General features: G+C 40.6%; 11 protein-coding genes. 2 read left to right on the forward strand and 9 right to left on the reverse strand.

Going from position 1 to position 14,243, the window contains the following annotated elements; genetic code table 11:
* Nucleotides 1-157: 157 nt before the first annotated feature.
* From BM291_RS05195 to BM291_RS05210, 4 genes are read right to left on the reverse strand one after another with little or no spacing between them, the layout of a single operon-like run.
* Entirely contained in the window at nt 158-1,423 is a 1,266-nt protein-coding gene (locus tag BM291_RS05195; RefSeq protein ID WP_092895112.1) for an MFS transporter, read from the reverse strand.
* Entirely contained in the window at nt 1,420-1,899 is a 480-nt protein-coding gene (locus BM291_RS05200) for a GNAT family N-acetyltransferase (protein ID WP_092895113.1), read from the reverse strand. Before BM291_RS05200 ends, BM291_RS05195 begins: the two co-directional genes overlap by 4 nt.
* 10 nt (nt 1,900-1,909) lie before the next feature.
* The gene (locus tag BM291_RS05205) at nt 1,910-3,541 is read right to left on the reverse strand and encodes a glycoside hydrolase family 10-like protein (protein WP_245786772.1); all 1,632 of its coding nucleotides are present in this window, start codon (nt 3,539-3,541) and stop codon (nt 1,910-1,912) included.
* 10 nt (nt 3,542-3,551) lie between these two features.
* The gene (locus BM291_RS05210) at nt 3,552-4,235 is read right to left on the reverse strand and encodes an N-acetylmuramoyl-L-alanine amidase (protein ID WP_092895114.1); all 684 of its coding nucleotides are present in this window, start codon (nt 4,233-4,235) and stop codon (nt 3,552-3,554) included.
* Nucleotides 4,236-4,423: 188 nt separating this feature from the next.
* Between BM291_RS05210 and BM291_RS05215 the strand changes: the two genes are divergently transcribed.
* Nucleotides 4,424-5,173 (forward strand): DeoR/GlpR family DNA-binding transcription regulator, encoded by a 750-nt coding sequence (locus BM291_RS05215; RefSeq protein WP_092895115.1) that lies wholly within the window; start codon nt 4,424-4,426, stop codon nt 5,171-5,173.
* Nucleotides 5,174-5,592: 419 nt separating this feature from the next.
* On the opposite strand, the gene BM291_RS05220 is transcribed toward BM291_RS05215, so the two are convergent.
* From BM291_RS05220 to BM291_RS05240, 5 genes are all read right to left on the reverse strand, one after another.
* The gene (locus BM291_RS05220; protein ID WP_092895116.1) at nt 5,593-5,952 is read right to left on the reverse strand and encodes a heavy-metal-associated domain-containing protein; all 360 of its coding nucleotides are present in this window, start codon (nt 5,950-5,952) and stop codon (nt 5,593-5,595) included.
* A gap of 163 nt (nt 5,953-6,115) precedes the next feature.
* Complete coding sequence (locus BM291_RS05225) at nt 6,116-8,329, reverse strand: TonB-dependent receptor (protein ID WP_092895117.1); 2,214 nt, start codon at nt 8,327-8,329, stop codon at nt 6,116-6,118.
* A 159-nt stretch (nt 8,330-8,488) separates the two neighbouring features.
* On the reverse strand, nt 8,489-8,872 hold the full coding sequence (locus BM291_RS05230) for an HYC_CC_PP family protein (RefSeq protein ID WP_139229042.1): 384 nt from the start codon (nt 8,870-8,872) through the stop codon (nt 8,489-8,491).
* 98 nt (nt 8,873-8,970) lie between these two features.
* Nucleotides 8,971-9,963, reverse strand: a complete 993-nt coding sequence (locus tag BM291_RS05235) for a c-type cytochrome (protein ID WP_092895119.1) — start codon at nt 9,961-9,963, stop codon at nt 8,971-8,973.
* Between the two features lie 326 nt (nt 9,964-10,289).
* Complete coding sequence (locus BM291_RS05240) at nt 10,290-12,734, reverse strand: zinc-dependent metalloprotease (protein WP_092895120.1); 2,445 nt, start codon at nt 12,732-12,734, stop codon at nt 10,290-10,292.
* 475 nt (nt 12,735-13,209) lie between these two features.
* On the opposite strand from BM291_RS05240, the gene BM291_RS05245 reads away from it, so the two are divergent.
* A complete protein-coding gene (locus BM291_RS05245) occupies nt 13,210-14,037 on the forward strand; it encodes a metallophosphoesterase family protein (protein WP_092895121.1) in 828 nt (275 codons plus the stop codon).
* Nucleotides 14,038-14,243 lie beyond the last annotated feature (206 nt).

Consider the following 14,243-nt stretch of genomic DNA (forward strand, 5'->3'; position numbering starts at 1 on the left):
TTAGACTGGAGTAATCAAACTTCGACATTCAACATTCTGAGTTCACCATTTGAGATTTAAATAACGAATGATGAATGATGAATTTCGAATAATGAAGTAATGAGAGTTTGAAAGTGGAAATTGGATCGGAGTACCTGAGAGCCTCGTAAATCTGAAATCAATCCGTTTTCTTCCCAAACTCCCTCGGATACTTCACACTTGCAGCAATTGCCATCGCAGGAATCATGGCAATTCCCACCCAGATAAAGAATCCTGTGTAGCCGAGCCACTCTTGGATATAGCCCGAAAGCATTCCCGGAAGCATCATTCCCAGAGCCATAAAGCCGGTTGCCAATGCGTAATGGGAAGTTTTGAAAAGCCCTTCGGCTAAGTAGATCAGAAAGATCATGTAGGCAGCGAAGCCAAACCCATAGCCGAATTGCTCGATCACTACGACTGTACCTGCGAAGAAAATATTGTCGGGCTGAAAGTACGCCAAGGCGATGTAAAGTAAATTTGGAAGGTTAAGGGAAAGTGCCATTGGGATCATCCATTTGCCTAGTCCATGGCGGGAAATGGCGATTCCACCCAAAATACCGCCAAGAAGTAATGCGATTACTCCAATCGTTCCGTACATAAAACCAACTTCAGAGGTGCTTAAACCCAATCCGCCTGTCTGTCTTTCTTCCAGTAAAAATGGCGAGGCCATTTTTACCAATTGAGATTCGCCCAATCGATAGAGGAGTACAAAAGCCAATGAGATTCCGATGTTTTTCTTGGTGAAAAAGGTGCTAAATACCTTTCCAAAGCTCGCTTCACGGGATGTCTTTTCGCTTGATTCTTCCTCTACTTTTGGTGTAGAAAAGAAGTTAATGGCAGTCATAGTGAGCATCAAAAGGGCCACAATGATCATGGTATAGGACCAAGCCTTGTTGTTGTCTCCTAAAGTAGTTTCGAGATAACCTGCGACCATGACGATCAGACCTTGTCCGGTGATCATTCCGATTCTATAGAATGTTCCTCTCAAACCAACGAAGAACGATTGCTGTTCTGGCTTCAGAGCTATCAAATACATGCCGTCAGAAGCAATATCATTCGTAGCAGAAGCAAAAGCTCCCATCCAGAAAAAAGCTAAGGTCATAAAGAAAAAGTTGCTACCTGAAGTAGTCAATCCAACTCCAATAAAGACAAGCGATAAGACCAATTGCATGCTGAGAAACCACTTTCTCTTTGTGCCAAAAAGATCTACAATAGGGCTCCAGATCGGTTTGATCACCCAAGGTAGATAGAGCAAACTTGTGTATAAACCAATGTCAGAATTGGAAACTCCTAGCTTTTTGTACATGATCACCGACACGACGATGATGACTATATATGGAATTCCCTCCGACATATATAGCGATGGGATCCATACCCATGGGGTTCTTTGGGGTGATTTGCTCATGATTTTCGGATCAGATTTTCGTAGATACTAACTTCTGACCCATCTATATTTTTAGCATTTACAGCTTTTTCATAAAACTCTGCAGGACCGACTCCGCCGATGATTGCATAAGCATAACCCATTTCCCTCATGGACTCGAGAGATTTTATCAATAGAATTTTCCCAATTCCTTTTCCACGTTCGGACTCCATCGTGCCAGTTGGCCCAAAGAAATTTCTGGCTGTGCTTTCATAGCAGGCAAAGCCTAGAATATCGTTTCCTCTTTGCGCGAGCCAGCATGCTACAGGTTGCCTGCTGAAAGCTACTTCCACTTCAGACTGCCAATACTCACCGAAATGCTTCAATACCCAATTGCTGATTAAGTGTTTTTCAGGTGCAATTGCTCTTCGAAAGACAACTTTCTCCTTTTTCAATAGTCGTGCTTCTTCGAGAGAAGCATCCGGCAAACCGATCAATCGGACAAGCATGTCTTTCATATTTAGCTATTTAAGGGATTTGGTACACTTGAGTTTGGACGATTCTCCCATAATGGTCAATCCATCGAATGGCGAGGTATTTAGTATTCAGACTTTTTACTTCCAAAGTACGCGCACGCTGACCACCCACCCAAACTGGATGAATTTTGGCATTCGCAAGTTGATTTAATTCGTTTGCCCCTTGAATCAATGCGTAGCGAATAGCCGGGTCAAGTGGATTTGCCATGCGGATCGAAGTCAATGCTGAGTTAGCTTCTACGCTAAATACAACGGGAGTATCTATGATCGATGGGCTTTTCGGTTGAAATGCAGGAGGCAAAGTAGGCTCATTGTACAGTTCGCTTTTCAGTAACTGTGCAACATCCTGATTCTTGAGCTTCATGGATTTGGCCGAGAAAAAGGCATTACCCTGTATAGTAGGAAGCGTACGCGTGTAGGAGATTTGTGAATTGATTTCGCGGGGATTGTTCCAAGCTACATCTGAATCTTCACGGATTTTATAAGGTCCGTTGCCTATGTAGACATTGGTATTATAATGATTTTTTGCCCACCAGTCATTGAGAACTTTATGAGAAGCAAGCTTGTGATCCATACTCCAATAAAGTTGTGGTAGCATATAATCCACCCAGCCATTTTTCATCCAAAGTAGTACATCTGCATAGAGGTCATCATAATTTGTCTGTCCAGCTCGAGTAGGAGAGCCTTTTGGATCCATGTTTTGATTTCTCCATACTCCGAATGGCGAAATCCCAAACTGCACCCAAGGTTTACTTTGCTTGATTGTCTGGTTGAGCGCAAGAATCAACTGATTTACATTTTCTCTTCTCCAGTCATCTTGAGACTGGCCCGGCTTCTTGTATTTGTCGTAGGTAGATTTATCAGGGAAATCCTGTTTGGCAATTTTGTATGGATAAAAGTAGTCATCAAAGTGTATAGCGTCAATGTCATAATTGTCTACTATTTCCTTGATCACAGAAAGTAAATGTGCTTTAACTTCAGGTAAACCAGGGTTGAAATAATACTGGGTGCCATATTTCAGCATCCAATTTCGGTGAAGATTGTAGGCGTGATCAGGGCTAAGTCCCTCTGTGGTGAGGTTCATCGTAGCACGGTAAGGATTTAGCCAAGCATGAAATTCTAATCCACGCGCATGGGATTCCTTGATCATCCAAGAAAGTGGATTCTCGTCTGTTTTTGGTGCTTGGCCTTGCTTTCCGGTGAGATATTTAGACCATGGAGCGAGATTACTTGGGTAAAAAGCATCCCCTGCAGTTCTGATCTGCACGATTACAGCGTTGAAATTGAGGTTTTTGTAATAGTCCAACAGTTCCAGGAAATCCCTTTTTTGTTTTTCATAAGGATCTGTGGAGGAAATAGGCCAATCAATATTCGCTACTGTAGCGATCCAAACTCCACGAAATTCACGGGGCATTTCTGGCATTTGGAAGGTGAGTGGCTGCAAAGCTACCGGAGCCATCGGTAAGTTTTTTACAGGAAGATTTCCACCATTATTAGGATTGGGTGATGTGATCACCGGCCCAGATGGTCTGCCGGAAGTTGGAGTGTTTTTTTGAGATTTACAGGCGGAGAATAGTAGGCCGAAGACCAAAATAACAAAGAGATGCCTAGAAAAGGATTTCATAAATGGGTAATCAGAGCGTTGGTACAGGTTTCAAATTTAAGTCAGCCAAGTTTTTTCGGAGTTTCTTCATAAAGGCCTCTCCCGGATCAGTTTTGACGGTGCGATAGTCTGGATCAGCTTCTTTCCAAAGGTCAGTTGTCTGGAAGTTTTGATATTCATGATGACCAATTACGTAGTCAATTTCATATTTTCTTTCCAGGTATCTGATCAATTCTTCATTGGCTTTCAGTTGTTCTTTAGTCAACGGCATGTCATCACCACCTATGTTTTCCACTCCAATGGCCAGGTAATTTAAACCGATGGTATGTCTGGCAAAAGTAGTGTCTGGCAATAGTCTAAAAATCGTGCCGTCTCGGTCAATTAAAAACTGACTCGAAACATTAAGGTTACTTGCTCCTGTCAAATCAGCTCTTCCTGCTAGCGTAGTTGGATTGAAAACATCAAAAGTGACTTCTATCGTGTTGATTGCAGTCCAATGAACCACTACCATTCTGGGGTCAATGGTGGCAGTGTTTTGATCCAGACCATGTCGGTCTTTTAAGTAGCTGAGTGAAAGTGCTTCACGCTCCTGATTCCAGGTAATAGGTTTGTCGATTATTCTGAAAGTGGATTTGGAGCTGCAGGAAACTTGAAAGAATGAAAAAAGGCTGATTCCGAAAAACAAAAGTATAGTAGTTAAGGAATTGATTTTCATGGCTTTTCAGGTATGTTTGATCTTCAAATTCAATGAGTTGAAAGTTGCTTTTCACAGCTAAACTACCTAGAATATGGCAGGATAGGTAAGAATTTCCAGCAATTTTTTGCCAGAAATTTCAATTCAAGAATATTTTTGCAAGTTTTTGCTGTTTTCGTTAGTTTCCCGAGTTCATAGAATATTATCTCATGCTGAAGGAAGAAAGACAGAAGTATATATTGGATCAGGTGCACTTGCATCATAGAGTTTTGCTTAATGATTTATCCGATTCTCTAAATGTGTCAATAGATACTGTGAGACGCGATGTGAAGGAATTGGACAAAGAAAAAAAGCTCAAGAAAGTACATGGTGGGGCGACTTCTTTCGGCTTTATGACCTTCACAAAGGATGATGGGAATATCTATCTGAAGTCAAAGAAAATTTCTATTGGGGAGAAAACTGTTTCCTTGCTCACCGATGGGCAAGTAATACTCATGAGTGGAGGCACGACGAATATGGAAGTTGCCAAGCTGATTCCAAAGAAATTGGTTCTAACGGTGTTTACGCCAAGTCTTCATGTAGCGATGGCCTTACTTGAGCATGAGAATGTGGAGGTTATTTTCTTGGGTGGCAAGCTTTTGCACGATGCTAAATTCGCTATAGGAGGGACAGTGGTCAATGCACTTTCACAGCTTCGAGTGGATATGTGTATACTAGGAACAGGATATCTGGATGCGCAGTTTGGTCTTACAGAGTTCGATTGGGAAGTGATCCAAGTGAAGCAGGCCATGATCAGAGCGGCGAAAAAGACGGTAATTTTAACTGTGTCAGATAAATTGCATTCAGTCCAAAAATATAAGACCTGCGATATGACAGCAGTTCATACTTTAGTGACAGAACTTGATCCTTCAGATCCACTGTTGGATGCCTTCCGACCGTTTGACTTGGTGCTGGTGTGATCGTAATGATTTTGTAGCAGCGTGTGAAATACTGGTATACTTATAATAGATGGGTTAGTGTTTTTTCACCAAATAAACGTGCTAAAAGTAAGGGAGAAATAATACCATCCTTGTAGGGTTTCCCGAAATTTATTAACTGCTTATTCTATACTTATGTCATCCATTTGGGATTGGTTTTTATTTTAAAAAAAGAACCTCGAAGAGGGGATAATATTGTAGCCAGTAATGATCCAAAAACTCGATTGAAAACCCTGAAAGGGTGATATCATTCTGCACCATTTAACTATTGCTTACTGGCTTTTATGTATTCTGACTTCGTTCCAGTTTCTAGACATGCTAAAACTAGAACTATGACCCCTGCGAACTGAGTGAATTTAAAAACAAAAAAGCTTCCCATTTCTGAGAAGCTTTTCGGATAGTTAGTTGTCCTTTTTCTTAGGAAGTTCGTCATCATCATGTGCGCCATCCTTGCAGCATTCGTCAAGCTTTGCATAAGCTTTTGGATCGCGTTTTAGTGAATCTGCATGATAGCCAACCATGGTTACTCGCTTTCGGAGTTTGTCTGGATCAGTTTTAGAATCTAGGTATGCAATATTCAGAACTTTGGTTTCCAAGTCTAGATTAACAGATTTCACTCCTTTTTCGAAGGTGAGATCTTTTTCCAATGTTGCCTTACACATCTCGCAGATAGCTGATGTTTTAATTCCTATTGTTTTTACTTGGGCTTGCGCAGCAAAGGCAAAAGCCGCAATAAAGAAGGTTAAGATTAATTTTTTCATTATTTCGTTAGTTTATTTTATACGTATTTTAGCTTTTACCAGAAAGGAGATGAAAGCATTTTTAGATTTGGCAAACTCTCCATTGAGGCTACATCGGTCACCCGTCTTCGGTCTTCCGTCCACTAGATCAAGAGATAATAGCTACAGTCATAATTGCGAATGGTTATTTGATTTTATATCTGATCCCGGTGTAAATAACTCTTCCGGCGATCGGACCCCAGGTCATGGAAGCATCGAAATTCGAGCCAAAAGGATTTTCAGGATCAATGATAGGATTTGATTGTTTGAAGTTTAAAATATTTTCTCCGCCTAAGTAAATGCTTCCCCATCGAAATCCTCGACTCACCTGCGCATTTAGCATAAAGAAATCAGGCGACTCACTTGGCTGACGAAATTCCACTGGACTTTCGCTGGTATTAGGAATACGCATTGGACCATTCCAGTTCAATGTCATATCTGCTTTCCACTTATCGTACTTCGTAGCATAGGCCACATTCATAAAGAATCGATCTTGACTCTGAAGGGGAATCTGCTGAAGAACTCCATTCGTGGTCATCATCATCTCATAATGCTTGTAAGCTGCTTTAGCATCTAGGCGTTCGGTGATAGGATAGCTAGCTTCTATTTGAAAACTATTCGCATAAGATCCATTAGATAGATTGTTTACTACTAGTAATTCTGAACTTACATCCATATCGTATACCAATTGATTTGTGAAATCCGTAAAGAAATAATCTGCTACCACACTAAGAGGGCGGTCATCCAAAGTTAAACTTCCAGCAATACTGACTCCCGTATTCCAGGACACCTCAGGTTTCAGTTCTGCATTGAAAACTAGTTCTCTGGCAGAAATCCATACAGAGCTATTTTCCATCAAGGCATTTGGGGTTCGGTAGCCTTTTCCAATAGATCCTCTCACGGTCCAGCTTGGAATAAATTCCCATCTGGCATGAACTCTAGGCGTGAAATAGGTGCCAAATAGATTGTGAAAATCAGTTCTGGCTCCTGCAACTACTGTAATTCTTTCATTTGGAATGAAGTTATATTCGAAGAAAAGCCCTGGTACTTTTTCCGTTCTATACATGGCTGTATCTAGGCCAGTCGGAGTATTGGAATTAAAGGTTTCTTCAAAATCATCATAAAGAAAACTTGCCCCTGTTTTGTACTGGTGAAAGCTTGATCCCAAAACATTTTGATAAATAAAATTACCATAAGCAGTCTTTTCTATTCCTTGGTAAATTCTTCTTCCAGCTCCTCCATTAAAGTCCTGATAGGAGAGGGAATACTGAAATCCCCAGCTTTGTGTAGGTTTTTCGGGATAGATCATACCTAGCTTACCAAATACTTCTGCTTTTCGAGTATCCATTTCATAGCCATACATGCTACTTGTGGAAAGATCACTATTGAAACCAAACCCTTTTTGCCCGCCAGCATTGTCAGACATAAATAGATTTACACCTATTTGTGCCATCAGTCGATCTCCTTCATATTTATAACGATTGAGGAAATTTAGCTGTCTAGCTTTGGGTAGATCCATAAATCCATCATCATTCCCGTCGATTTCAGTGCTCATTTGACTGGCATGAAATAACACACCAGAACTCCATTTTTCACTGATTGGAACCTGATGATTTGCATTGATTTCCATTCTGCCAAAGGAATTAAGGTAGCCATTGAGGTACCAGGTGTCCATGCTTTCAGGTTTGAAAAGATCTACATTGATCTGGCCAGTCATAGACTCATAACCATTAATGACAGTTCCGGCCCCTTTTCCCACATCAATAGACTGAATCCAAGTGCCAGGAACAAATGTTATTCCTAGTCTGGAATTTAATCCTCGAATGTTCGGAATACCTTCTCTACTGATCAAAACATATCGACCATCCAGTCCCATCATCTGGATCATTTTGGTCCCAGTGACAGCATCTGCATAAGATACATCCACAGAGGCATTGGTTTCAAAACTCTCTGATAGATTACAGCAAGCGGCTTTTTGAAGCTCATTTTCGCTGATGAGTATGTTTAGAAAGGGAGCCTCGTCTACGACAGACTGAGATCTTCCCCTAATGGTAACTTCCTCCATTGCCTCACCACTTTCATGCAAGGTGATTAGCATAGCTTTGTCAAAAACAGGAGCCAATGTGTCTGGCTCATATCCAAGGTAGTTCACTACCAATCGATCAGTTTTTTGCACATTCTCTAACTCAAAGTATCCATCTAGATTGGTGATTACACCTTGATCCTTGCCTTGAAGTTTGATGCTAGCCCCAATAAGAGGCTCTTTAGAAGCTGATTGTACCTTGCCATTTATGCTGTTTTGAGCAAATACTAGTGCTGGCGCAAATAAACATGCTACTAATAAAATTGTTGATTTCATGTACTTAAGATTATCCCATTGCTCTCATGGAATTCGCATTATTCTTAGTCAAACCCTCTTTAAGCTTGAGGAAACTATGCGTCTGCGTATTTCATGAGAAATTGCTTGTGTGTAAATAGATTACAATTCGCCAAAAGCGAATAAAAAAACAAGCTGATTTTAAATCAAGAAAGATTGATGGAGAATAGTAAGATCGGGAATTGCACGATCTGGAGAAAGATACTCAGGTTTGGAAACCTGTATGTCTTCAAGTAGAATACCTGGAATTGTGAGCACGTAAGCCAACACAAATTCTGGTGAAAGTTGGATTTGAAATTGTGTTTTTCCGAAAAAATCATCTGAATCTGATGAGGTATATTCATCTGAACAGCAATCTGCCTCAGGGACTTGAACCAAGTCTATTCCGCAGCAATCAGATCTTTCAGGCATTATAGTCACCTCAGTACTTTTCAATTCCTCTCCACAATAATGTGCTGCCAAAGTCAAATTGACTTGACCCGTCAGAAAAAACAGGAGCATTAAAGATGAGAAGAGTGATTTCATACTATTAGCAAAAGTCGGTAATTCATATGATAAAGAAAAACCTACCTTCTTTACGTTAAGTATGAAGGTAGGTTTGATTATTATTTTCAATCCAAAATTTACTCTGAAGTGACTGGAGGAGAAAATTTCACGACTTGATTTGGGATTGGAGTAAGCGTTTTGATGTATGCATAAATTGCTTTTAAGTCCGATTCTTCCATTCCAGCATACATCACCCAAGGCATGATGGTGTTGAATTCTCCAGGCTGCACTTTAGGTAAATGGTAGCCAGAATCAAGGTATTGTTTGAATTTCCCTACAAACGTATCTTCGGACCAGCTTCCGATGCCAGTGGAGGCATCCGGCGTGAGGTTGGCAGATCTAACTACAGAACCATCTGGGAATGAAAACTCCCTGCCTCCAGAATAATCTTTCCCGGGAAGTCGTGTTCCTTGAGCATCGACAGGACTATGGCACTCTCCACATGAAGCAGCATTTACCAAGTATCCACCATAGGCTATTTGGTCAGTTTTTGCTGGTTTGGTTTGAGGGTCAGCATCCTTAGGGATAGTTTTTAAAATTAGGCTTACTGGGAAATCCGCCTTGGAATCAGGGATCTCACTTTCGATGGGATCTAAAGTTCTGATGTAAGCTATGATGTCATAGATGTCTTCTGGATCCATTTTGCCATAATAAGGGTAAGGCATGATTGGGAACATTGCTCTTCCATCATTGGTAACTCCGGTAGTAATAAGCCGAAATAACTCCCCATCCGAGTAATCTGAAATCCCAGTTGGAGTGATGTTTTTGGAGTAAAATACACCTGGAAATCCCATGGAGTGATCGAATAATTCTCCACCTTCTCCTATAGTACCAGGTTTGATTGGTCCAGATAATAGAGAGAAATCACGGGTAGAATGGCAATCCACACATACTACGACATGATTTGCAAGATAGGCCCCTCTTGCTACGCGGTCAGGTCCATGATCTATCGTGAGCTCAAGGGCGGGGCTGACTTTTGGGTAGGTGAAATTCACAAAAGCAATTCCACAGATTACAAACACTAGGAAAACTCCAATCGCGTATGCTAAAATTTTAAAAATCTTTTTCATATTAAAAATGTATTTGGTATATGAAAATTTACACATTATACCAATCACCTGATTATAAAAGACTTAAAAATATTTTTTCACAAAGGAATCCTTCAATAAATTCTTGAGATATTTTTAAAAGCAATGTGAATATTCTCAGATACAGGAGCTAAGAATTGAAATAATTGATGCCTCTAGAGGAAATGTGCTAATCTCATAATTAGGTAAAAATGAGATTGTAAGACTCAGAAAGGATATCGATGAATAGGCTCACGAAATTTTTAAAAAATGTATTGAGATTGAAAAAATGTCATTGCCCTTCCGTAGAAAGGCAATGACATGTGTGTTTATTCGGAGTCTAGTAATGAGTCTACCAGAGCATCAATATCACGAAGGTGATTTTGAACCATTCCTGAACTGTATCTAGAGCTTGCAGATCGAACAGTGCTTTGGATAGTTTTCAATTCTGCTCGAACAGCAGCACTGATATCAGAACGGCTTTTTTCATCCTGAGTCATTAGAGAAGCAAGACGCTCCACATGCGAACGCTGTAGATTTCTGCGAAATGCATCAATGTCTTTCGAACCAGAAAGTTCAGACCAAATACCTTTTCTCAAATCACTTAGCATTTGTGTCATCGAATACGCAGTTGATCCATTCAAAGCTTCGTTGTCAATCATGCGCTCCAATCGGTCCTTTCTCAGAACGTTGCTCAGAATTCTTGATTGCAAACTACCAATAGAAGATACTGCACCACTAGGCTCAATGTTGTTAAGAATTTCTTTTTGAAGTAGCCAATCAGGAGTGGTGAAAACATGCTCGTTCAAAAACTTCATTGAGTTTACCTGCTCAGCTTTGGAAGTAGGAGTATAGGTGACACCTTCTTGATCGGTCGTTTTATATTGCTCGTAAACGCCTCCGATGTTGGTGACCACATGATTCGCAAAGCGAGACCATACACCAATCAATTCTCCATACATTTCTTCAAGATCACCATAACCTTCGCCAGCTGTTGCTGTCCATTTTGCAAGATTTGGCGCTACGATTTTCAAATTGGCCAAGCCATAAGTACTTGCTTTTACAGCATCATCGCCTACAGATTCGGTTTGAGCACTTGGATCAAAGGAATTACCTCCTGAAAATAGGTATATAGGATCCCCAGCTTTTTCTCTAATCCAATTATTCAACGTTGGCTTTTCAGCTTCCGGAGACTTTGCATTTGGGATGTATCGATATCCCCAGTTTACTGCATAGCTGTCATACGGTCCGAGCATTCTCACCCAGCGAACTCCTTCATCGCCTGGCTGAGCGACGTAATTGTAGCGAGTGTAATCCATGATCGTAGTAGCAAGTCCCCATTTTTGGGTGAAAGAAGCTGAGCGTAATGAATCGGTTGGGTAGGCATAAGAAGCCTTCATGTTGTGTGGAAGTCCGATGGCATGACCGATTTCGTGAGAAATCACTCTTCGCATCATTTCACCGATTTCCTCATCTGGTGTGTTCAACGTTCTCGCAGAAGGGTTTGCAGCCCCTGTTTCTAGTAAGTAGCGGTTTCGGTACGAGCGTAGGTGGTTGTGGAACCACACAATATCACTTTCTATGATTTCTCCGGATCGTGGATCAGATACACTTGGCCCCATGGCGTTTCGAGCGGTAGTAGCTACATATCGAACGGTGGAATAACGTGAGTCTTCAGCACTCCAATCTGGGTCTTCCTCTTTAGTAGGAGCGTCTTTTGCAATGATTGCATTTTTGAAGCCAGCTGCTTCAAAAGCCACTTGCCAGTCTTCAATACCCTGACGGAAATACTTTCTCCACTTTTCTGGAGTTGCCGGGTCTAGGTAATAAACTATCGGCTTCACTGGTTCTACCAATTCTCCTCTTGCATAAGCCTCAGGATCTTTTGGCTCCAACCTCCATCGTCTGATGTATGTTTTTTCATCTGATTTCAGCGCTTCAGAGCCGTAATCAATCTGGCGTGTCGTGAACCAGCCTACACGCTGATCATGCAATCTTGCCTGCATTGGTTGCGATGGCAAGAGATACATAGACTGACTTAATTCCATAGAAATAGTCCCAGATCTTGAATTGGAAGGGGGAGTAGCGGCATTGTAAGTCATGTCGTGACGTACTTCAATGTTCTCTGGGTAGCTCGCCATTCTGGTGATAAAGCTTCTTTCTTTATCGAGATTTCTCACTTGATACTGCTTTCTCAGAGATGCAGAAAGTCCACTGAGTGCAGGGATATCAGAAAGAAATAAATCAGTTACCTCGATCAGTGCAGCTGTTGAATCTGAATTGAAAGCTTCGATTTTGAAGGATGCCAAAATCGGATGGTAGTTATTAGCTTCCACTGATAGGTAGATAGGAAGCGAATCTGCAGCTACATTATCAAATGAAATCGATCGAAGAAGAATGCTGTTCTGCATTCTAGTCCATTGAACCACTTGTTCATTAGACTTAGAACCTGCTGTAGTATATCCACCTCCAATACCATCGGCTATTTTGGAAATACGAGAGACCAGCAGCATGTCCTTGCCTAGAAGGTCAAAAGGAACTTCGTAATAATTCTTGTCTCCAATCTTATGAACTACAAATAGTCCTTCGTCAGAGATGGCTTCTTCAGTTACAATTTCGATGTACTTTTTGAAAGCACTTTTTTTAGCAGGTTTAGCAACCTGGCTTTGCGGAGCAGGAGCTGCCTCAGCATTTTTCTTATTCTTCTTTTGCGCAAAGCTTGCTAGGCTTAACATGATAAAGAAGGCTGTGAAAAGAGTAGTAGTTTTTCTCATTTATTCAATGAAGTTGGTATATAAGTACAAAGTAACTGAAGGGGTTAAAATATAAAAGCAGTCATTTTTGGTGACTCCTTTTTCATAGGATGAAGGGTTTGATAGTTGTTTTAGCTTGGTTGAAATTGTGCTCAATAGAAGGCAATCCTTCAATTTCCACAGCAGAGAGGTATGGTAATGAGTTATAGGATTAACCTCACTGATGCCAGTGTCCGTAATTTATTTGCTTTACTGGACAGAAGAAAGAAGACGGGGATCGAATAGTTCTAAAATCTAGGGTTAGTTTATATTGCTTTCATTGCCTTGCAGGTAGAAAAGCGGAAATAAACAATGAATTATTATTTTAAATCCTAAGTCAAATCTTCAGTTGTTGCTTATTCACACCATTGAATAGTAAGAATGTAAGTGAAAGTATAATACTGAAATAATGTACCAGAAAAATAAGAAACGTATTTTTCAAGAAAACTAGCCTAGTATGAATAGACGCCCCTTTCTCAAAAACTTATCACTTCTCGGAAGCGGCTTGGTGGCCTTGCCAATAGCAGGCTTTCCAGTTACACTATCCAAAACTTCGGAGGAGGAAGCATTTTTACCTGTGTTTAAATTTATCACCGCTTCAGACGGTCATTACGGACAAGCAGATACTGATTTTAAGACTTCTCACCAAAACTTAATTCAGGCGATCAAGCGCGAATCTGATGTGGACTTAGTCGTCTTCAATGGAGATTTGATTCACGATAATCCAGTCTTTATGCCTGAAGTGAAGAAAGTGTACGATCAATTGTTACCCTTGAATTACTATGTAGTGAAAGGTAATCACGACAAAATATCCGATGCCAGATGGCTTGAAATCTGGGGCCAAGCTTCCAATACATTTTTTACGGTCAAGGATGATTACGGAATGATTATTCTCAATTCATCCAATGAGGCTGGAGATTACCTATGCGTAGATCTGGATTTTTTACAAACAGCTTTGTCTAAAACCCAAAGTCTAAAGCAGGTATTCATCTTTATCCATATTTCGCAGAAAGATTGGACAAGACATGGTGTGGATTGTCAAGGAGTACTCGATCTCATTGCCAGCTATCCGAATGTAAAAGCGACTTTTCATGGCCATGATCATGATGTGGATGGTATCATTTGGAATCAAAAAAAGCCCTACTTCTGGGCAGGGCACTTCGGTGGGAGTTGGGGCAATCCATTTCCGAGTTATAGGATTTGTGAGGTAGATGAACAAGGAAAGACAAGGACTTCTTTGAAAAGGATTTCCGATGGCCTCATTCTAAATTCGCATCAAATTTAAAGCCTATGCTTTCTCGTAAAAGTGCTCTTTTTCTGGTCATTTATCTTTGATCAAGATTAATTAAGTATATGGCAAATGGACATCTTAAAAGTGAATTTGTACTCAAAATGAAAGCAGATTAGCTAGATTGAATTGCCCTGCGAGGAATGTAGAGTAAGCACTTCTCGATGTATGGACTTAATTTATAAATACAATTTTCCAGTAAA

Origin of the sequence: Algoriphagus aquimarinus (genome assembly GCF_900112005.1) — a bacterium.
Classification (GTDB): Bacteria; Bacteroidota; Bacteroidia; order Cytophagales; family Cyclobacteriaceae; genus Algoriphagus; species Algoriphagus aquimarinus.